The following is an 18,260-nucleotide window of genomic DNA, read 5'->3' as shown; positions in this document are numbered from 1 at the left end:
ACCACACGAGTCGTTCCCGGGGCCCAAGCCTGCCGCAAACCCTCTGGACGTTTCACCCCCTCGGGGGCGAATCAAACTCGGATTACTCCGGACGGACTAACGAGACTGCGCACAATCACCGAGCGGCCAACCCTCTTCCCGCAACAGGCGAAGGGTTTCGTCACCGAAGGGGTTCACACCAATACCGCAGGCAAGCGTGTGGGCGAGGTGGACGTGGAGGCACTTCACCCGCGTCGGCATGCCCCCGGCGGTGACCTGGTGGCCGAGCGGCTCGATCGCGTCGCGCTGCGCGAGGTACGACTCGTGGGCCTGCCGGTACGCCTCGGCCAACTCGGCGTCCTCGCCGAGCCGCGCCGTCATCTCGCGCATGATCCCGGACGCTTCGAGCCTTCCCACCATCGACGACAGTGTCGGGCACGTCAGGTAGTACAGCGTGGGAAACGGCGTCCCATCCTCCAGCCGAGGATTGGTCTGCACCACCGAGGGGTGGCCGCTCGGGCAGCGCGCCGCGATGGCACGCACCGCGCGAGGCGGCCTGCCCAGCTGTTGCCTGATGACCTCGCGGTCGATGTCGGTCACCGGCTCGAACTCGATGGGACTCACCTCTGCCTCACGCTGTTCCACAACTTCTCGTACCACGGTTCCGGCTCACCGGGCTGCTCCCCCGCACCGCCTGCCTGCCCTGTCCGGCTGTCGGGGAACTGCACGATGTAGGGCGTCTCCCCCGGCATGACGTAGCGCAGTCTCCTTCTGGCCTCCGCCTCGACCTGAGCGGGGTCGTTCAGTTCGTCACGCCGGTTCTCCAGCCGCTCGACCTCGGCCTCCAGCTCCGCCACCTCGTGCTCCTGCGCGGCGACATCGGCCCGCTGCGACAGGTAGGTGCGCAGCGGGACGGCGATGGTGAACGCGAGCGCGCACACGACGATGGCCACGAGCGCGGCCCGCCGCGTTGTCGAGAGACCGAGGGCCTTCGCCGCGTCGGCGACCTTGCCGGCCCCGAGCCGCCGCAACCGCGCCACGCGGCGTTCTCTGCGCACGCGACGCGGGCGGCGGGGGACGGAACGGCCCGTCTTCCCCCCACCGCGTCTGCTCCGGGACCTTCCCCGCTCGGCCACGCCGGCTCAGCCCTCCGGGTTGAACCTCGGGAAGGCCAGCTCACCCGCGTAGCGCGCGGCGTCGCCGAGTGCCTCTTCGATCCGCAGGAGCTGGTTGTACTTGGCGACACGCTCACTGCGTGCGGGGGCGCCGGTCTTGATCTGCCCGACTCCGGTGGCCACCGCGAGATCGGCGATCGTGGTGTCCTCGGTCTCCCCCGAGCGGTGACTCATCATCGACTTGTAACCACAGGACGTCGCGAGCTGCACCGCGTCGAGGGTCTCGGAGAGTGTGCCGATCTGGTTCACCTTCACCAGCAGCGCGTTGGCCGCGCCGCGGGAGATGCCCTCCTCCAGCCGGTCCGGGTTGGTGACGAACAAGTCGTCTCCGACGAGCTGAACGCGGCCGCCGAGGTCCGAGGTCAGCTGCACCCAGCCGTCCCAGTCGTCCTCGGACAGCGGGTCCTCGATCGACACCAGCGGGTAGGCGTCCGCCAGCTCGGTGTAGTAGGCGCTCATGTCGGCGGCACTGCGCTTGCTGCCCTCGAAGTTGTAGGCGCCGTCGGCGAAGAACTCTGTGGCCGCCACGTCGAGAGCCAGCGCGATGTCCTGGCCTGGCCGGTAGCCCGCCTTCTCGATGGCGGTGAGGATCAGGTCGAGAGCCTCGCGGTTGTTGGGAAGGCTCGGCGCGAACCCACCCTCGTCGCCGAGTCCCGTGGCAAGGCCCTTGCTCTTCAGCACCGACTTCAGCGCGTGATAGGTCTCGGCACCCCAGCGCAGCGCCTCGCGGAACGACTCCGCCCCGATGGGCGCGATCATGAATTCCTGGATATCGACATCGGTGTCCGCGTGGGCACCGCCGTTCAGGATGTTCATCATCGGCACGGGAAGGACGTGCGCGTTCGGCCCGCCGAGGTAGCGGAACAGTTCCAGTTCGGCGGAGTCGGCCGCCGCCTTGGCAACGGCGAGCGAGACACCGAGGATCGCGTTCGCGCCCAGCCTGCTCTTGTCGGGCGTTCCGTCGAGGTCGAGCAGTTTCTGGTCCACGATCCGCTGCTCGACGGCCTCGATGCCCACGAGGCCAGGGGCGATCTCGTCGCACACGGCCGCGACCGCACGCTCGACACCCTTGCCGTTGTAGCGTCCGGTGTCCCCGTCCCGCAGCTCAACGGCCTCGTGCTCACCCGTGGACGCGCCGGAGGGCACCGCGGCCCTCGCCAGCGTGCCGTCATCGAGGGCGACCTCGACCTCGACCGTGGGGTTGCCACGCGAGTCGAGAATCTCGCGCGCACCTACCTGCTCGATAACCGCCACACTCAGCTCCTCATCCGGTTGTCGCCACTGCATGGCTGTCGCGGACCTGGTCGCGCCGTCACGGCGCGACCTCGGTCTCAGCCTAGCCGTCCACGGCGTAGCGACCGTGTGCGGCCGACGCCGCCCCGTTCGTCACACCAGGCCGGTGTTGCCGGGCGTCTCCTGCTCCGAGATCAGGTCGCCCTCGGAAGGCAGGCCGCCGGAAGCATCCTCGGCGCGGATCTCCTGCCAGCCGACAGGAAGATCGACGATGTCGGAGACGTGCTGCCAGAACGTCCAGCTGTTGCCACCGACGTCCTGCACCGTGAACAGCCGCGCGCCGTAGGGCTGGTCCTGCGGCACGGTGAGCTCGACCGACTCACCCACGGCCTCGCGCACCCGCTCGTACTGGGCGTCCACATCGTCCACGTACACGACGTTGAGCTGCCCGACAGGACCATCGACGCCCTTGCTCTCCCAGTAAGTGGGATCGACCGCGGTGACCTGCACCTCGGCGTCGCCTGCCAGCAACGTCGCCTGGAACACCGCGCCCGCCGCATCGACGTAGCGGACCTTCTCCCCGAAGCCGAACACCCGCGTCAGCCACTCAACAGCCTCGGTCGCGTCGGTGTAGTACAGGTACGGCGCGAGGCCGAGATACCTCGGGACTTCGTCGCTCATGACGTGCAAGTCCACCACATCGGTTCCCCACGCCGTCACGCCCCCGCCGGATCGACGCCGGATCGACAAGGTGCGCCACGGACTGTGACGGCGTGGTCGCGGTTCGGCATCCCCCTCTCATGCGGGTACCGTCGATAGGCGATGGCTGACGAAGCACCCCCACCGCAGGCGCTCTCCGGAGGCGAGCGGCTCGCGGCGTTCCGCAGAGCGGAGGAACTGGTGCGCAGGCGCCCGCTGGAGGCGCTCAAGACGCTGCGACCGCTGCTCGATTCCGACGCCGACAAGCCGAGTGTGCAGCTACTGGCAGGCAGGGCGTACTTCCACTCCGCGCAGCTGAACCGGGCAGAACGCGCGCTGAGCCGGGTCGTGGAACTCGATCCCTCGGACCACTACGCGCGATTCGTGCTCGGCAGGACACTTCAGCGGCTCGGCAGGTGGGCCGAGGCGCTGGCCCAGTTACGCATGGCCACCGCGATGAACCCGGTCCCCGAGTATCAGGACGCGCTCGGTCAGGTCTCGGCGAGGGTCGCGCTGAACCGCGAGGACTAGCGCGCGTTTCCCGCCGCGTCGCCGTCGTCGCTCACGAGGGACGACGCGCGCCACTCAGCCTCGCGGCCAGAACCGGCGCCAGCCTTCGGCGTCGAGCGTGGCGGGGTCGATCCCGTTCAGGCGGGCCTCCCTCTCGGCAGCGCGGACCTTCGCCGCGAAATCCTTCGCCGTCGCCCGCAGCGCCCCCTCGGGGTCCACTCCCGCACGTCGAGCGGCAGCGGCGATCCGGAAGAGTTTCGCGCCCTCGTCGGAGCCGGAGGGGAACAGGTCGAGCGGCAGCCCCCTCCGTCCCGTGCGCTGGCCGAGTTTGCCTGCCAGTGCCGCCGCCGGTTGACCGAGAGCCACCCCGTCGATCACGGATTCGCGCTGCTTCTCCGCCTGTTTGAGCTGCTCCCAGCGCTGCTCCTGATGGTCCGGGGTGTGCACGGCCTCGGCCCCGGTGAAGATGTGCGGATGCCGGTTGACGAGTTTGGTCACGAGTTCGTCGGCAACCTCGTCGATGCCGAAAGGGTCACCGGCGTCCTCGGCCGCGACCCGCGCATGGAACAGGACCTGCAACAGCACATCGCCGAGTTCCTCCCGCATGGCCGTTCGGTCGCCCTCCTCGATGGCGTCGAGCAGTTCGTAGGTCTCCTCAACGAGGTACTGCACGAGCGACTCGTGGGTCTGCACGGCGTCCCACGGACAGCCGCCCGGTGAGCGGAGACGATCCATCACCTCGGCTGCCCGCACCAGAGGAGGCACAGGTGTCTCGACGACCTCGGCTCCCCGGCGAACGAGTTCCGCCGCTCCGGGCTCGTCCGTGCTGACGGCCACGAGCACGACGCGCGGGATGCGCGCCAGCTCCTCCGGACGCGGCGCTGCCTTCACGTCGAGTGCCGCTCGGGTGGCCTCGGGAAGGTCAGCGGCGCCGTAGACGGCGTCGGCCGACCTCAGCACTGGCCACGCCGCAGCGGGCAGGAACCCGGGCATCGCGCGCGACACCAACACCACCGTGGCAACACCGGCCGTCCCGCTCGTCGCGGTCGAGAACGACGTCATGGCTGCACGGTACGGGACTCCCACTGGTAGCCGGTCACCTCGTCCTCACTCGCGGCCGGGGCCACGGCCGCGCTGTCCCAGACACCGAAGCGCGGGTTGATCTCCACGCCGAGTTCGTCGGCGATCGGCTGGAGCTGCCGCAACCCGACCCAGTACAGCAACCGGGGATCGATCTGCTGCTCCGCGGGCTGCTCGGTAGCGGTCTGACGCACCGTGCGCTCCTCGATGAGAGCGACGAGCCAGCCCACCTGCTGCTGGCTCGGCTGAATCACGACGACGGACCCTTGCTCGGCGCCGAACACGGCGCTGATCGCCAGTTCGGGGTCCTGGGTCAGCGCGTCGGAGAGCGTCATGCGCTGCTCGATCAACTGGTGCCCGGACTCCCGCACGATCCGCTCGACGTCGCCGGGATCGGCCGCGATGCGCCTGCCCAATTCCTGCGCCACCTCGGAGTCCGTCGCTCCGGCATCGGACCCGGTGATCATCGCGCCGACGTAGCGAACCGTCAGGCGGTTCTGGTACGCCGTGCCGAGTTCCTCAAGGAGTAACTGGTCACGCGCCACCGTGCGCACCCTCGACGGTTCGACGGCGATGCTCCTCGCCGCGGCGTCGAGACCACCGCTGCCCTCGATGAGTGCGTCCACCTGTGCCTCGTCGATGCGCAGCCCCTCACGCCGCTCTGCGACCCCGAGCAGCTCGTGCACGACCCTGCTGCGCACGATCTCCCTGCTGATCTGATCGACCTTGCGCTGCTGCTGAGCCTCCTGAGCCTGCGGTGCGTTGTCGAGCAACCACCGGATCTCGGTCTGCACATCGTCGAGCGCGATGGTGCGGTCGCCGACGACTGCTGCGGCATTCGCCGTGTCCGGCCCCGAACCACACGCCGTGAGAAGCAGGGCGGTGACGAGAGTCATGGCGAACCCGGCTGAGCGCCGGAGCTGGCGGGAGCGACGGATGGTCCGAATCACAGCGCGTACTTTCTCACACACCCCACCAGCCACCGCAAGGCCGCGTGATCACACCAGCGTGTCCGCGCCTCTCGCACGCGTGTCCGCACTTCATGCACGAATGCCTGCACTTCATGCACGCGTGCCTGCGCCTTCCGCATCAACGCTCGTGCTCAGGCACCCACAACGGCAGGCTGCTTCGTCAGCGAACGAATGAACGTGGTGCACCACTCCAGCAGAGCCTCGTCACGCAACACCGGAGCGCCGATGCGGCCACCGGCAGGACCCTCCGTGGGCCGGGGAACCGACACCGTGCTGGTGACGGCCTTGAACACCGCCTTCGGGTACAACCGCTTCAGCCGCACGAGCTGTGAGTCGGCCAGCTTCATCGGCGCGAAGCGGATGTTGTTGCCCTGCGCGGTGACCTCGGTGACGCCTGCCTCGCGGCACACCTGCCGGAACGCGGCCACCGCGAGCAGCCGCTCAACGGGATCGGGCAACCGGCCGTAGCGGTCGAGGAGTTCGTCCCGCACCGCGTCCAGCTCCGCCGTGCCCGGCGCGGACGCGATCTTGCGGTACGCCTCAAGACGCAGCCGCTCGCCCGGCACGTAGTCGTGCGGGATGTGCGCGTCCACCGGCAGGTCCACCCGGACCTCCGCCGGGGTGGGTTCCTCCTCGACGGCGCCCGCGCCCGCATGCCTGCGGAACACGTCCACCGCCTCGCCGACGAGCCGGACGTAGAGGTCGAACCCCACTCCCGCGATGTGCCCGGACTGCTCCGCACCGAGGATGTTGCCAGCGCCCCGGATCTCCAGGTCCTTCATCGCCACGGCCATGCCTGCGCCGAGCTCGGTGTTCTGTGCGATGGTGGCGAGCCGGTCGTGAGCGGTCTCCGTCAACGGCTTCTCCTGCGGGTAGAGGAAGTACGCGTACCCGCGTTCGCGGCCACGCCCCACCCTGCCGCGAAGCTGATGCAGCTGCGCGAGCCCGAGCAGATCCCCTCGTTCCACGATCAACGTGTTCGCGTTCGAGATGTCCAGCCCTGTCTCGACGATCGTGGTGCTCACCAGCACGTCGAACTCACGTTCCCAGAAGCCCTGGATGATCTGTTCGAGACGGTGCTCGTTCATCTGCCCGTGCGCGGTCACGACCCGCGCCTCCGGCACCAGTTCACGGAGGCGCTTGGCCGCCTTCTCGATGGACGAGACGCGGTTGTGCACGTAGAACACCTGGCCGTCGCGCAGCAGTTCCCTGCGGATGGCCGCCGCGACCTGCTTGTCGTCGTACGCGCCGACGTAGGTGAGGATCGGGTGCCGGTCCTCCGGCGGGGTGAGGATGGTGGACATCTCGCGGATGCCGGCCATGCTCATCTCCAGCGTGCGCGGGATCGGCGTCGCCGACATCGTCAGCACGTCAACGTGGGTTCGCAGCGCTTTGATGTGTTCCTTGTGCTCGACGCCGAACCGCTGTTCCTCGTCCACGATGACCAGCCCGAGGTCCTTGTAGCGAACACTCGACTGCAACAACCTGTGGGTGCCGATGACGATGTCCACCTCGCCGTCGGCGAGCCCGTTCAGTACCTTCTCGGACTCTCCAGGATCGGTGAACCGCGACAGCCCTTTGATCGTCACGGGGAAGGAACGCATGCGCTCGGTGAACGTCGCGAGGTGCTGCTGAGCGAGCAGGGTGGTCGGCACGAGGACCACGACCTGCTTGCCGTCCTGCACCGCCTTGAACGCGGCCCGCACGGCGATCTCCGTCTTGCCGTAGCCGACGTCACCGCAGATCACCCTGTCCATGGGCACTCCGCGTTCCATGTCCCGCTTGACCTCGTCGATGGCCGCGAGCTGGTCGGCCGTCTCGGTGAACGGGAAGGCGTCCTCCAGTTCCCGCTGCCACGGCGAGTCCGCCCCGAAGGCGTGTCCCGGCGCGGCCTGCCGCGCGGCGTAGAGCTGCACCAGCTCCGCGGCGATCTCCTTGACCGCCTTGCGTGCCTTGGCCTTGGTCTTCTTCCAGTCGGAGCCGCCGAGCTTGTTCAGCGTCGGCAACTCGCCGCCGACGTAGCGCGACACTTCGTCGAGCTGATCGGTCGGCACGAAAAGCCGGTCACCGGGGTGACCGCGCTTCGACGGCGCGTACTCCAGCACGAGGTACTCGCGCGTCGCACCGCCTACCGTGCGCCGGACCATCTCGACGAAGCGGCCGATGCCGTGCTGCTCGTGCACCACATAGTCGCCCGACTTGAGTGCGATCGGGTCAACGGCGTTGCGCCGCCGCGACGGCATCTTGGTGTTCAGGTCCACCCGCGCGCGCCCTGCCGTGGCGCCCCGGCCGGTGATGTCGGCCTCGCTCAGTACGACGAGCCCACTTCCCGGGGCGACGAACCCGTCGGAGATTCCGCCGCAGGTCACCGTCACCACACCGGGTTTCGGTTCGCCGGTCAGACCATCGGTGGCGAGCGTGGTGGGCACCTCGGCGCCGGAGAGCTGCTCCACGGCGCGTTTCGCCGTGCCCGCGCCCGCGACCACCACGACGGCTGCTCCGCCCGACGCCGTGTGTGCCCTCAGATCGGTCGCCACACGGTCGAGCTCTCCCCGGTAGCCGAAAGCGGCCTCGACGGCGACGTGGTGCACCTCGTCCTCGCTGGTGAGCTGCGACAACGTCCACCAGCACCGCTTGGTGTCCGTGGCGTGGAGCCGTACCTCGTCGAGGTCACGGTAGGCGGACGCGCCGAGATCGATGGGCGCGCGGCCACCGTCTGCCGCGCTCGTCCAGGACGCTTCGAGGAACTCCTGACCGGTACGCACGAGGTCGGCGGCTCTGGCGCGGATCTTCTCCGGGTCGGCGAGCACCACGTGGGTGCCCTCCGGCATGGCGTCGGTGAGCAACTCCAGCTCGCCGTCGCACAGCACGGGGATGAGCGCCTCCATCCCCTCGCAGGGAATGCCGTCGGCGAGTTTGGTGAGCATCTCCGACAACTGCGCGTCCGCCTCGTGAGCCCGCGCCAGCTCGGCGGCCCTTGCCTTCACGTCGGGGGTCAGAAGCACTTCCCTGCACGGCGGTGCGACGATCTCCCGCACCTCACCGGGCAGCGACCGCTGGTCCGCCACGGCGAACGCACGGATCTCGCTGACCTCGTCGCCCCAGAACTCGACGCGATGCGGGTGCTCCGCCGTGGGCCCGAACACGTCGAGAATCCCGCCGCGCACGGCGAACTCGCCGCGCTTCTCCACCATGTCAACGCGGGTGTAGGCGAGCTCGACGAGCCGTTCGAGCACCGCCTCGAAGTCGCTTTCCTCCCCGACCCGCAACTGCACAGGGTGGAGGTCCCCGAGGCCGGGCGCCATCGGCTGGATCAGGCTCCGCACGGTGGCCACAACCACCCGCAAGCCACCCTGGCCATGACTTGCCAGCCTGCGCAGCACCTCAAGCCGCTTGCCGACCGTGTCGGCTCTTGGGGAGAGCCGCTCGTGCGGCAGCGTCTCCCAGGAAGGGAAGTCGGCGACCGCGGCAGGGCCGAGCAGGCTCGCCAGCGAGGCTGTCAGCTCCTCGGCCTGCCGTCCCGTCGGGGTCACGGCGAGCACGGGCCTTCCCGCGCCCCGTTCCGCAGCCAGCGCGGCCACCACGATCTGATGGGCGGCGCCGGGGCCGTCGAGATCGAGCAGCGGGGCACCCGCGCGCTCCACGACACCCCGCACCGCGGGGTCGGACAGCAGTGCGGACAGCAGCCCGGACAGCGGGCCGGTGGGTGATTCGGTCACGGACGTGTTCTTCCCCTCAACACGAGACACACCCCTGCCCGGGCGGCGTGGGGACATGGGGCTTTCGCCTTTCCAGGGTACGGGTGTACTCGCCCGGCGATCGAACGTGCACCGGGGCAGACTGAGCCCATGCGCGTCCCCGCCCTTCGCCTGACCTGTCTCGTCGTGCTCACCGTCCTCGGCGGCGTTCTCGCGGCGTGCGGAGTGGACCCCGAAAGTGGCGCATCAGGCCCCCACACCACCACGCGAACAGCCCCGGACGGCATGGCGTTGCGCGTCGAGCGGGTCGCTGACGGCCTGGAACACCCGTGGGATCTCGGCTTCCTTCCCGGCGGCGCACTTCTGGTGACGGAACGTCGTGGCGAGTTCGTGCTCGTTGACAGGGACGGCACCCACCGTGTCGAAGCCGACACCTCGTCGGTGTACGCCGAGGGCGAGGGTGGGCTCATGGGGCTGGTCGTGCACCCCGACTTCGCGTCGTCCCGCCTGTTCACGACCTGTCAGACCCACCAGCGTGGCGGCAAGGCCGTTGACGTCCGCCTCGTCACGTGGCGGCTGTCCGAGGATCGCCGTAGCGCCGAGCACGTGCGCGATCTCCTCACCGGCCTGCCGATCAACGACAGCGGAAGGCACTCCGGCTGCCGTCCTGCTCTCGCGGGCGACGGCAGCCTCCTTGTCGGCACAGGCGACGCCGCGAACGACCCCACGATCCCGCAGGACCGCACCAGCCTCGGCGGCAAGGTGCTTCGTGTCGATCTGCGCACCGGGCAGGGGCTGCCCGACAACCCGTTCGCGTCCTCGCGGAACGAAGCCGAACGCCGGGTCTACACCTACGGGCACCGCAACGTGCAGGGCGTCGCCGTGCGTCCCGGAACGGGCCAGGTGTACACGGCAGAGCACGGCCCCACCGGCTTCGACGAGGTCAACCGCATCCGGGCGGGCCGCAACTACGGTTGGGACCCCTCCAAGGGCGGGTCGAACACCGACGTCTACGACGAGGACGTCCCGATGACCGATCTCCAGCGGTTCCCCGACGCGGTGCCGCCGCTGTGGACGTCGGGAGAGTCGGCGACGGAGGCGCCGTCGGGAGCGGCGTTCGTGTCGGGTGCCCGGTGGGGCCCGCTGAACGGGACACTCGCGGTGGTGGCGTTGCGCGGGCAGAAGCTGCTGCTGTTCAGGCTCGACGACGCGGGCGAGAAGGTGACCGAGATCGTGGTACCGCAGGAGTTCGACGACCGGTTCGGCAGGTTGCGCGGCATCCGCACGGCCGAGGACGGCTCGGTGTACGTCACGACGTCCGAGGGCGCAGGCGACGCCGTGCTGCGCGTGACACCACAGCCCAAGCCGTAGGCCGCGGAAAAAACGTTCGACGCCTTCGCCGATCCCTGACACAGTGGCGCCCCATGACGAGCACCGATGTCGTGACCGCACAGGACCTGCGACTCATGCAGGGACTGGCGCAGCAGGTCACAGCCACTCGCCCTGAACTGATCAACAGCGATGCGTCGTTGGGTGAGCTGGCGTGGAACTGGGGCAGGAACCATGCCAGCGACGGGGAGAGCTGGCGGCGGCGACTGTGGTTCTCCGGCGACGACCTCGTCGCCTGGGGCTGGGCCCAGCTCCCGCGCACAGTACGGTTCAACGACGGCTCGGTGAAGGACGTCACCGACGCCTACCTGGCCTACCAGATCCATCCCGACCATGCCGGGCTGATCGACGAGGTGATCGAGTGGTACGACGCGACTGCCACGAACCTCGAGAAAAGTGTGTCACCGAGCGCTGCCGACGAGTTCGCCCTGAGTCGTTGGGCGGCGCACGGCTACGACACCGATCCGGGCGCACTCGGTGACACTGGGTCGTGGACCCAGCTCAACGAGCGGCACCTCACCGACGTGGAACGGCCGGAGCTGCCGCACGGGTTCCGGTTCCTCACAGCCGACGAGGCCGGGCCGGAGGCCGCGGTCAAGGCCCATCTGGATGCCTGGGGTCGCTCGACGTACACGATCGAGGGCTACCGGGGCGTCCGGCAGACCACGCCGTATCGCGGCGACCTGCACCTCCTCGTGGAGGCGCCCGACGGGACCATGGCGTCGTCGGCGATCATGTGGCTCGACGAGCTGAACAGGACGGCCGAGTTCGAACCGGTCGGAACGCACCCGCAGTACCGAAGGCAGGGGCTTGCGAGGGCGATACTCCTGCGGGGAATGCTTCTCGCCAGGGATGCAGGGGCGAACCACATGACCGTCGCCTGTCTCGGCGCGCCGGGGCACCCCGCGGCGCGGGAGCTGTACTACAGCGTCGGGTTCACCGAGCTGGCGCGCGACGCACCACTCATCAAGCCGGCCGAGGGCTGACGAAGCGGCGGTCCGCCCTCTCGCGGCAAGCCTGCGACGGTGGCAGGACGACGACGGTGGCAGGGTGCCGAGTCACGACCGGAGTGCCGGTACCGCGTACGAGAAGTGCGGGCACCCGTGCAGGAAGTGCGGACACGCGTGCGGGAAGTGCGGACACGCGCGGGATTCAGCCGCGCGTGAGTCGCAGTTTGGGCTTGTGTTCGAGGTTGGAAAGGCCGTTCCAGGCCAGGTTCACCAGGTGGGCGGCCACCTCGTCGCGCTTGGGTTTGCGAGCGTCGAGCCACCACTGCCCCGTCAACGCCACCATGCCGACCAGTGCCTGCGCGTACAGCGGCGCCAGTTTGTCGTCGTAGCCTCGCGAGTCGAACTCGTGAGCGAGAACGTACTCGACCTGGCTGGCGATGTCGTTGAGCAAGGTGGAGAACGTTCCCGTCGAACTCGCGACCGGCGAATCCCGCACGAGGATGCGGAAGCCGTCGTGGCAGTCCTCGACGTACGCGAGCAACGCGACGGCGGCCTGTTCCAGCAGCTCCCTCGGATGGCCGCCGTGCAGCGTGGAGACCATGCGGTCGAGCAGCACCCTGGTCTCGCGATCGACCACGACGGCGTAGATGCCTTCCTTGCCGCCGAAGTGCTCGTACACCACGGGCTTCGACACGTTGGCCTTCTGGGCGATCTCCTCGACCGACGTGCCGTCGAAACCCTTCTGCGCGAACAGCGAACGGGCGACGTCGAGAAGCTGCTGCCTGCGCTCGGCCCCGGTCATGCGAACGCGAGTCACCGGCGCACCCATGGAGCTACCGGTGACCGATTCCCGTTTCGCTCGTCGTCTCGCGGCCACCGGGGCAGCCTAGCCCCGTGGCCGCGAGACGACTCGGGAGGACGTCGGCGCGCCGTTTCCCGTTGGAGGCTACTTGCCGTCAACGGCGAGCTTCGCCAGCCGCGCAGGCGTCGGCCAGCGCACGTTGTAGGCCCAGCCGAACTTCTCGAAGATCCAGATCAGTCGTGCCGAGATGTCGATCTGCCCGCGCTTCACGCCGTGTCGTGCGGACGTCGGGTCGGCGTGGTGCAGGTTGTGCCACGCCTCGCCGAACGAGAAGATCGCGAGCGGCCAGAAGTTGGCGGAGCGGTCGCGGGCGGCGAACGGCCGTTCGCCGATCATGTGACAGATCGAGTTCACTGACCAGGTCACGTGGTGCAGCACGCACACACGCACGAAACCAGCCCAGAAGAGCGCGGTCAGCGCACCCCACCACGACCAGGTGAGGAGACCGCCGAGCAGTGCCGGGAGCGCGAAGCTCAGCACGCCCCAAAGCCAGAAGTAGCGGTCAACCCGCGCGATGGCCTTGTCTTTGAGCAGGTCGGGTGCGAACCGTTCCGCGTTGGTGCAGTCCCTGTCGAACAGCCAGCCCATGTGGGCGTGCCAGAACCCCTTCGCGATCGCGGCGGGCGAGGTTCCGTACAGCCACGGCGAGTGGGGATCGCCCTCCTTGTCGGAGAAGGCGTGGTGCCTGCGGTGATCGGCGACCCAGGTGATCACCGGACCCTGGAGCGCCATGCTGCCCGAGATAGCCATGACAACCCGCAGCCACGGCTTGGCCTTGAAGGAACCGTGGGTGAAGTGGCGATGGAAAGCCACGGTGATTCCGAGCCCAGTGATGGCGTAGAAGAGAACGAACAGCCCGACATCGACCCATGTCAAGCCCCATCCCCACGCGAAGGGAACGGCGGCGGCCAGTGCGGCCAACGGGGCGATGACGCCGAAATACACCGCGAACTGCACGCCGGCGGTGCGCTTGCCGTCAAGTATCGGTTTGGGTCCTTTCGCGGCTTTCGCCGCGGTTTCGTCGAGAGTGGCCGTCATGCGCTTCACTTCTTTCCACGAGGGTCGGCAAGGTCACCCTTACCTACGTTTCCGTAAGTTACGGTACAGGAGGTTCCCTCGTCCCGGGAGAGCCGAAACGTCGCGGCTCGGCCCCTGGCTTCAGCACGTGATTCACTACTGGCTATCCTGACCAGGCGCAATCCGCCGTAGTGTAATTGGCAGCACTTCAGATTTTGGTTCTGACAGTCCAGGTTCGAGCCCTGGCGGCGGAGCAGAGGCGGCTCCTGACGTGCCAGGAGATGCCCGAAGGGGGTTGGGGCGGCTGCACGGGGACGGCGTTGGCGACGAGCGGCACCCGGCGTTGGGGGACATGTCCGACGCCTGGGTACTGGGGCGCGCTCGTGAGCTGATCGCCACCGTCCAGCGCACCGATCGCGCCGAACAACTCCGGGTCACCACCCTGCTCGATGAACTGCTCGAAGAGACCCGTCACCGTGGCGAACCGGTATTGGTCGCCCAGTTGCTCAGGGCCACAGGGCTGGCCCGCCTCGTGATCCGTGGCCTCGCCGAGGAGGCCGAGCCGCTGCTCGACGAGATGCTCACGCACACCCGGCGACACGGTCTCGCCCTGCTCCGCGCCGACGCGCACGCCTTGCGGGGCAGGCTGCTCGTGGTCAGGGAGCAGGAGGACGCGGCGCTCACCGAGATCGCCCGCGCGCTGGCGCTGCTCGACGACCTCCCCGCGCCGGACGTCCACCTCGGCAGGCGGGCATGGGACCGCATGTTGTCGTCGGCACTCAACGACTGCTGGATAGTGCTGAACCAGCTCGGGGTGTACGAGGCCGCCGAAGAGGTCATCGCCCGCGCCCATCAGGCCATCCGCGACAGCGCGGGCCCTCACGAGATCACGCTCCAGTTGATGAACCGCGTCAAGATGCTGCTGGGCTGGGGGCTGCGGCTGGAACGTGTCGGCCGTTCCGAGGAAGCTGGCGAGAAGTTCCGCACCGCCGCTTCCATGACCATCGCGGTCGAGGCGCCGTTCGCCGAGTCGCTGTTTCCCAGGAAGCCAGGGGTGCCCGCGGTGGAGCAGGTCGGTGTGCTGGCGGCGGCGCTGGCGCTAGCGGCCCCCGCGTCGGCACACGTCGAACGCCTCCGGCGGCTCGTCGCCGAGCAGGGCTACCCGCAGGAGAAGTTGCTCGTGACCATCGCGCTCGCTCGCTGTCTCGTCGCCGACGACCGCAGGCAGGAGGCGATCGAGACGTTGCTTCAGGCACGCGACACCGAGGCGGAGGACACCTCCCAGCCTTCGATGCGCCTCAACCTGCTTCGCGAACTCACCGCGCTGAGCGGCGGCCTCACCGGCGAGGTGAGCGGGAAAGGTGCGCAGGACGATCCCATCCCCCTTCTGCTCGACTACGCCACGGCGCTGGAGGGGGAGCTGTGGTCGATGCGGGAGTCGCAGATCGCCACGCTCAACACGCGGAGGGAGCATGAGCGGCTGTCGGCCGAACACGGCGCGATCACGCAGCAGGCCATGCAGGACCCGCTGACCGGCCTGCCCAACCGCAGGGCACTCGACGAACGGCTGCGCGCCCTCGCCACCTCCACGTCCTCCGACCCGCTTTCGGTGGCGCTGACGGACCTCGACGGCTTCAAGGACGTCAACGACCAGCACTCCCATGCCGAGGGTGACGCGGTGTTGCGGGTGGTGGCGAGCACGCTGCGCGACGCGTTGCGGGCCGACGACATCGTGGCGCGCTACGGCGGCGACGAGTTCGTCATCCTGCTGCCGAAAGCGCCGATGGGCGCGGCGACCCAGGCACTGACCCGCGCGGTGAAGGCTGTGGCCTCGCTGCCGAGGCATCTGTCCCACGGCGTCACGTTGTCGGTCGGCCTTGTGTGTCTGCGTGCGCAGGAAAGTGCGGAAGAGGTGTTGTCACGCGCCGATGCCGCGATGTATCAGGCGAAACGCAGAGGCGGCAACCAGATCGCGTCCAGCCCCGCGGGCCAGGAGAACCACGGCAATGCCGCCGGACAACGACAGTCTCCCGCCTGCGAACGTGGCGCCACCCACTCGCGGACCGACCCGACGGCGGAGGCGGGAGACCACCCGTAGGATCGTGGGCCGTCGGACTTCCCATTCCATTTCCGAGGAGCGCCGTGACCGGCCCGCTGAGCACTGTCATTCTCGCCGCGGGTGAAGGCACCCGCATGAGGTCCAGCCTCCCGAAGGTCCTTCATCCGCTCGCGGGGCGGCCGCTGGTCGAACACGCCGTTCGCGCGGCTGCGGGACTGGACCCCGACCGGCTGGTCGTGGTGGTGGGGCACGGAAGGCAGGCGGTCGTCGAGCACCTCGCGGGGTTGGAGACCGCGCTGGGCAGGCCCATTTCTAGTGCCGTGCAGGAAGAGCGCAACGGAACCGGCCACGCCGTGTCGTGCGCGCTCGACGTGTTGCCGTCCACGGCGTCGGGCACCGTGCTCGTCACCTACGGCGATGTGCCGTTGCTGGACACCGAAACGCTCTCGGTGCTGCTCGCCGAACATCGCGAGCGCGGCAACGCGGTCACGGTGCTGACCGCGGTCGTGGCCGATCCCACCGGCTACGGGCGCATCGTGCGTGACGCGGAGGGCCGATTGACCGGCATCGTGGAGCACAAGGACGCCAGGCAGGACGAACTGGCGATCACCGAGATCAACTCGGGGGTGTACGCCTTCGACACCGCCGTGCTCGTGGACGCGCTGTCACGGCTTTCGACGGACAACGCACAGGGCGAGTTGTACCTCACGGACGTGCTCGGCATCGCCCGTGGCGACGGGCGCGAGGTCGGCGCGCTCGTCGTGGACGATCCGTGGCTCACCGAGGGTGTGAACGACCGCGTGCAGCTGTCCGCTCTGGGGGCCGAGTTGAACCGGCGTATCGTGCGGCGCTGGCAACGAGCCGGGGTCACGGTCGTTGACCCGGCGACCACGTGGCTGGACGCCGACGTCGAACTCGCGCAGGACGTGGTGATCCGGCCCAACGTTCAGCTTCACGGCAGGACCACGATCGGCGAGGGAGCGGAGATCGGCCCCGACACCACGCTCACCGACGTCACGGTGGGACCGCGCGCGAAGGTCGTGCGAACCCATGGCAGCGGAGCGCTCATCGGCGCGGACGCGGAGGTCGGCCCGTTCGCCTATCTGCGGCCCGGTACGAAACTCGGCGAGGCAGGCAAGATCGGCACGTTCGTCGAGACGAAGAAGGCCGACATCGGCAGGGGCTCGAAGGTGCCGCACCTGAGCTACGTCGGCGACGCGACCATCGGCGAGTACAGCAACATCGGCGCGTCGAGCGTGTTCGTCAACTACGACGGCGTCAACAAGCACCACACCGTCGTCGGCTCGTACGTGCGCACAGGCTCGGACACGATGTTCATCGCGCCGGTCACCGTGGGGGACGGCGCTTACAGTGGTGCTGGAACGGTGATTCGCCGCGACGTTCCTCCCGGGGCGCTCGCGGTGTCGGGGGCACCGCAACGCACCATCGAAGGCTGGGTGGTCAGGCGAAGGCCGGGCACACCCGCGGCGGAGGCAGCGGAGAAGGCGCTCGCCGCACAGCAGGAAACCGAAACCCACGGGGAGTCGCCAGAATGAGCCCGAAACACGGCACGCCGAAGAAGAACCTCATGCTCTTCTCCGGCCGTTCGCACGTCGAACTCGCCGAAGAGGTCGCGAAGCACCTCAACGTGACGATCACCCCGCAGACGCTGCTCAGTTTCGCCAACGGTGAGATTTACGTCCGTTTCCAGGAATCGGTCCGCGGCACGGACGCCTTCGTCCTGCAGAGCTTCTCCCCTCCCATCAACGAGTGGATCATGGAGCAGCTCATCATGGTTGACGCGCTGAAGCGAGGCAGCGCCAAGCGCATCACCGTGATCATGCCGTTCTACCCGTACTCGCGGCAGGACAAGAAGCACAAGGGCCGCGAGCCCATCTCGGCCAGGCTCATCGCCGACCTGTTCAAGACGGCCGGCGCCGACCGCATCCTGACGGTGGATCTGCACACAGCGCAGATCCAGGGCTTCTTCGACGGCCCCGTCGATCACCTGCACGGCCAGAATGTGCTCGCCAAGTACATCGAGGAGCACTACGGCGACCAGAACATCGCCGTCGTCTCTCCGGACTCGGGCAGGGTGCGGCTGGCCGAGAAGTGGGCGCAGCAGCTCGGTGACCGGCCGATCGCCTTCATCCACAAGACCCGCGACCCCGACAAGCCCAACCAGGCCGTCGCCAACCGCGTGGTGGGCGACGTCAAGGGCAGGCTCTGCGTGCTGATCGACGACATGATCGACACCGGTGGCACGATCACGAAGGCCGCCAACGCACTCGCGGATGAGGGTGCGGCCGACGTCGTCATCGCCTCGACGCACGGCATTCTGTCCGACCCCGCCACCGAACGTCTCGCGAAGGCACCGGTGAAGGAGGTCATCATCACCAACACGCTGCCGATCCCCGAGGAGAAGCGCTTCCCCAACCTCACGGTGCTGTCGATCGCGCCGCTTCTGGCCCGCGCCATCCAGGAGGTCTTCGAGGACGGCTCGGTGACAAGCCTCTTCGACGGCAGCGCCTGAGCCGGCCTGTTCGACCTCGTTCCTTCTCGTTGCCCCGGGGCCACCGTCACGCGGCGGTGGCCCCGGGCTTTTTCCCGCCTCCCCGCCTCACGGGAGGTAACCGCC

15 protein-coding genes and 1 tRNA gene are annotated in these 18,260 nt (G+C 68.6%); 7 read left to right on the top strand and 9 right to left on the bottom strand.

The annotated features are described in order from the left end of the window. Positions 1 to 96 precede the first annotated feature (96 nt). From SACXIDRAFT_RS14185 to SACXIDRAFT_RS14170, 4 genes are all read right to left on the bottom strand, one after another. Positions 97 to 624, bottom strand: coding sequence for a DUF501 domain-containing protein (locus tag SACXIDRAFT_RS14185; protein ID WP_040922189.1), 528 nt, complete (start codon positions 622 to 624; stop codon positions 97 to 99). After that, positions 600 to 1,115 (bottom strand): FtsB family cell division protein, encoded by a 516-nt coding sequence (locus tag SACXIDRAFT_RS14180; RefSeq protein WP_040922188.1) that lies wholly within the window; start codon positions 1,113 to 1,115, stop codon positions 600 to 602. Before SACXIDRAFT_RS14180 ends, SACXIDRAFT_RS14185 begins: the two co-directional genes overlap by 25 nt. A gap of 6 nt (positions 1,116 to 1,121) precedes the next feature. Next, a complete protein-coding gene (eno, locus tag SACXIDRAFT_RS14175; RefSeq protein WP_006239257.1) occupies positions 1,122 to 2,408 on the bottom strand; it encodes a phosphopyruvate hydratase in 1,287 nt (428 codons plus the stop codon). A 132-nt stretch (positions 2,409 to 2,540) separates the two neighbouring features. After that, a complete protein-coding gene (locus SACXIDRAFT_RS14170) occupies positions 2,541 to 3,068 on the bottom strand; it encodes a VOC family protein (RefSeq protein ID WP_050987029.1) in 528 nt (175 codons plus the stop codon). Positions 3,069 to 3,209: 141 nt separating this feature from the next. Between SACXIDRAFT_RS14170 and SACXIDRAFT_RS14165 the strand changes: the two genes are divergently transcribed. Then, on the top strand, positions 3,210 to 3,617 hold the full coding sequence (locus tag SACXIDRAFT_RS14165) for a tetratricopeptide repeat protein (RefSeq protein WP_006239255.1): 408 nt from the start codon (positions 3,210 to 3,212) through the stop codon (positions 3,615 to 3,617). 54 nt (positions 3,618 to 3,671) lie between these two features. Here the strand turns inward: SACXIDRAFT_RS14165 and SACXIDRAFT_RS14160 are convergent, their stop codons facing one another. The 3 genes from SACXIDRAFT_RS14160 to mfd form a co-directional block, all read right to left on the bottom strand. Continuing rightward, a complete protein-coding gene (locus SACXIDRAFT_RS14160) occupies positions 3,672 to 4,658 on the bottom strand; it encodes a nucleoside triphosphate pyrophosphohydrolase (protein ID WP_006239254.1) in 987 nt (328 codons plus the stop codon). Then, positions 4,655 to 5,626, bottom strand: coding sequence for a SurA N-terminal domain-containing protein (locus tag SACXIDRAFT_RS14155; RefSeq protein WP_040922187.1), 972 nt, complete (start codon positions 5,624 to 5,626; stop codon positions 4,655 to 4,657). The genes SACXIDRAFT_RS14160 and SACXIDRAFT_RS14155 overlap by 4 nt, the downstream gene beginning before the upstream one ends. 152 nt (positions 5,627 to 5,778) lie before the next feature. Further along, on the bottom strand, positions 5,779 to 9,423 hold the full coding sequence (gene mfd, locus SACXIDRAFT_RS14150) for a transcription-repair coupling factor (RefSeq protein ID WP_006239252.1): 3,645 nt from the start codon (positions 9,421 to 9,423) through the stop codon (positions 5,779 to 5,781). A 72-nt stretch (positions 9,424 to 9,495) separates the two neighbouring features. On the opposite strand from mfd, the gene SACXIDRAFT_RS14145 reads away from it, so the two are divergent. Continuing rightward, on the top strand, positions 9,496 to 10,716 hold the full coding sequence (locus tag SACXIDRAFT_RS14145; RefSeq protein ID WP_006239251.1) for a PQQ-dependent sugar dehydrogenase: 1,221 nt from the start codon (positions 9,496 to 9,498) through the stop codon (positions 10,714 to 10,716). A gap of 53 nt (positions 10,717 to 10,769) precedes the next feature. After that, on the top strand, positions 10,770 to 11,720 hold the full coding sequence (locus SACXIDRAFT_RS14140; RefSeq protein ID WP_006239250.1) for a GNAT family N-acetyltransferase: 951 nt from the start codon (positions 10,770 to 10,772) through the stop codon (positions 11,718 to 11,720). 166 nt (positions 11,721 to 11,886) lie between these two features. Here SACXIDRAFT_RS14140 and SACXIDRAFT_RS14135 read toward each other — a convergent pair whose 3' ends face one another. Continuing rightward, on the bottom strand, positions 11,887 to 12,486 hold the full coding sequence (locus SACXIDRAFT_RS14135) for a TetR/AcrR family transcriptional regulator (protein WP_050987028.1): 600 nt from the start codon (positions 12,484 to 12,486) through the stop codon (positions 11,887 to 11,889). A 144-nt stretch (positions 12,487 to 12,630) separates the two neighbouring features. Continuing rightward, a complete protein-coding gene (locus SACXIDRAFT_RS14130; RefSeq protein WP_006239248.1) occupies positions 12,631 to 13,584 on the bottom strand; it encodes an acyl-CoA desaturase in 954 nt (317 codons plus the stop codon). 161 nt (positions 13,585 to 13,745) lie between these two features. Here SACXIDRAFT_RS14130 and SACXIDRAFT_RS14125 point away from each other — a divergent pair. The 4 genes from SACXIDRAFT_RS14125 to SACXIDRAFT_RS14110 all read left to right on the top strand — a co-directional run bounded on the left by SACXIDRAFT_RS14125 (position 13,746) and on the right by SACXIDRAFT_RS14110 (position 18,155). Then, positions 13,746 to 13,817, top strand: a tRNA-Gln gene (locus SACXIDRAFT_RS14125). Positions 13,818 to 13,915: 98 nt separating this feature from the next. Beyond that, the gene (locus SACXIDRAFT_RS14120; RefSeq protein ID WP_040922185.1) at positions 13,916 to 15,661 is read left to right on the top strand and encodes a GGDEF domain-containing protein; all 1,746 of its coding nucleotides are present in this window, start codon (positions 13,916 to 13,918) and stop codon (positions 15,659 to 15,661) included. 44 nt (positions 15,662 to 15,705) lie between these two features. Further along, positions 15,706 to 17,178 carry a bifunctional UDP-N-acetylglucosamine diphosphorylase/glucosamine-1-phosphate N-acetyltransferase GlmU gene (gene glmU / locus SACXIDRAFT_RS14115; RefSeq protein WP_006239246.1) on the top strand — a complete coding sequence of 491 codons (1,473 nt, stop codon included), beginning with the start codon at positions 15,706 to 15,708 and terminating at the stop codon, positions 17,176 to 17,178. Beyond that, positions 17,175 to 18,155, top strand: a complete 981-nt coding sequence (locus tag SACXIDRAFT_RS14110; protein WP_006239245.1) for a ribose-phosphate diphosphokinase — start codon at positions 17,175 to 17,177, stop codon at positions 18,153 to 18,155. Before glmU ends, SACXIDRAFT_RS14110 begins: the two co-directional genes overlap by 4 nt. Positions 18,156 to 18,260: the final 105 nt, after the last annotated feature.

It is taken from the genome of Saccharomonospora xinjiangensis XJ-54 (assembly GCF_000258175.1).
In the GTDB taxonomy this organism is placed as follows: domain Bacteria; phylum Actinomycetota; class Actinomycetes; order Mycobacteriales; family Pseudonocardiaceae; genus Saccharomonospora; species Saccharomonospora xinjiangensis.
Note: the sequence above shows the minus strand (reverse complement) of the source record. Positions and strands in the feature narration are given on the sequence as shown.

What these genes read in the sequence shown, in the direction of transcription:
- SACXIDRAFT_RS14170 (WP_050987029.1), bottom strand. Translation starts at nt 3,068, where the DNA reads ATGAGCGACGAAGTCCCGAGGTATCTCGGCCTCGCGCCGTACCTGTAC.
- SACXIDRAFT_RS14165 (WP_006239255.1), top strand. Translation starts at nt 3,210, where the DNA reads ATGGCTGACGAAGCACCCCCACCGCAGGCGCTCTCCGGAGGCGAGCGG.
- SACXIDRAFT_RS14160 (WP_006239254.1), bottom strand. Translation starts at nt 4,658, where the DNA reads ATGACGTCGTTCTCGACCGCGACGAGCGGGACGGCCGGTGTTGCCACG.
- mfd (WP_006239252.1), bottom strand. Translation starts at nt 9,423, where the DNA reads ATGTCCCCACGCCGCCCGGGCAGGGGTGTGTCTCGTGTTGAGGGGAAG.
- SACXIDRAFT_RS14145 (WP_006239251.1), top strand. Translation starts at nt 9,496, where the DNA reads ATGCGCGTCCCCGCCCTTCGCCTGACCTGTCTCGTCGTGCTCACCGTC.
- SACXIDRAFT_RS14140 (WP_006239250.1), top strand. Translation starts at nt 10,770, where the DNA reads ATGACGAGCACCGATGTCGTGACCGCACAGGACCTGCGACTCATGCAG.
- SACXIDRAFT_RS14135 (WP_050987028.1), bottom strand. Translation starts at nt 12,486, where the DNA reads ATGACCGGGGCCGAGCGCAGGCAGCAGCTTCTCGACGTCGCCCGTTCG.
- SACXIDRAFT_RS14130 (WP_006239248.1), bottom strand. Translation starts at nt 13,584, where the DNA reads ATGACGGCCACTCTCGACGAAACCGCGGCGAAAGCCGCGAAAGGACCC.
- SACXIDRAFT_RS14120 (WP_040922185.1), top strand. Translation starts at nt 13,916, where the DNA reads ATGTCCGACGCCTGGGTACTGGGGCGCGCTCGTGAGCTGATCGCCACC.
- SACXIDRAFT_RS14110 (WP_006239245.1), top strand. Translation starts at nt 17,175, where the DNA reads ATGAGCCCGAAACACGGCACGCCGAAGAAGAACCTCATGCTCTTCTCC.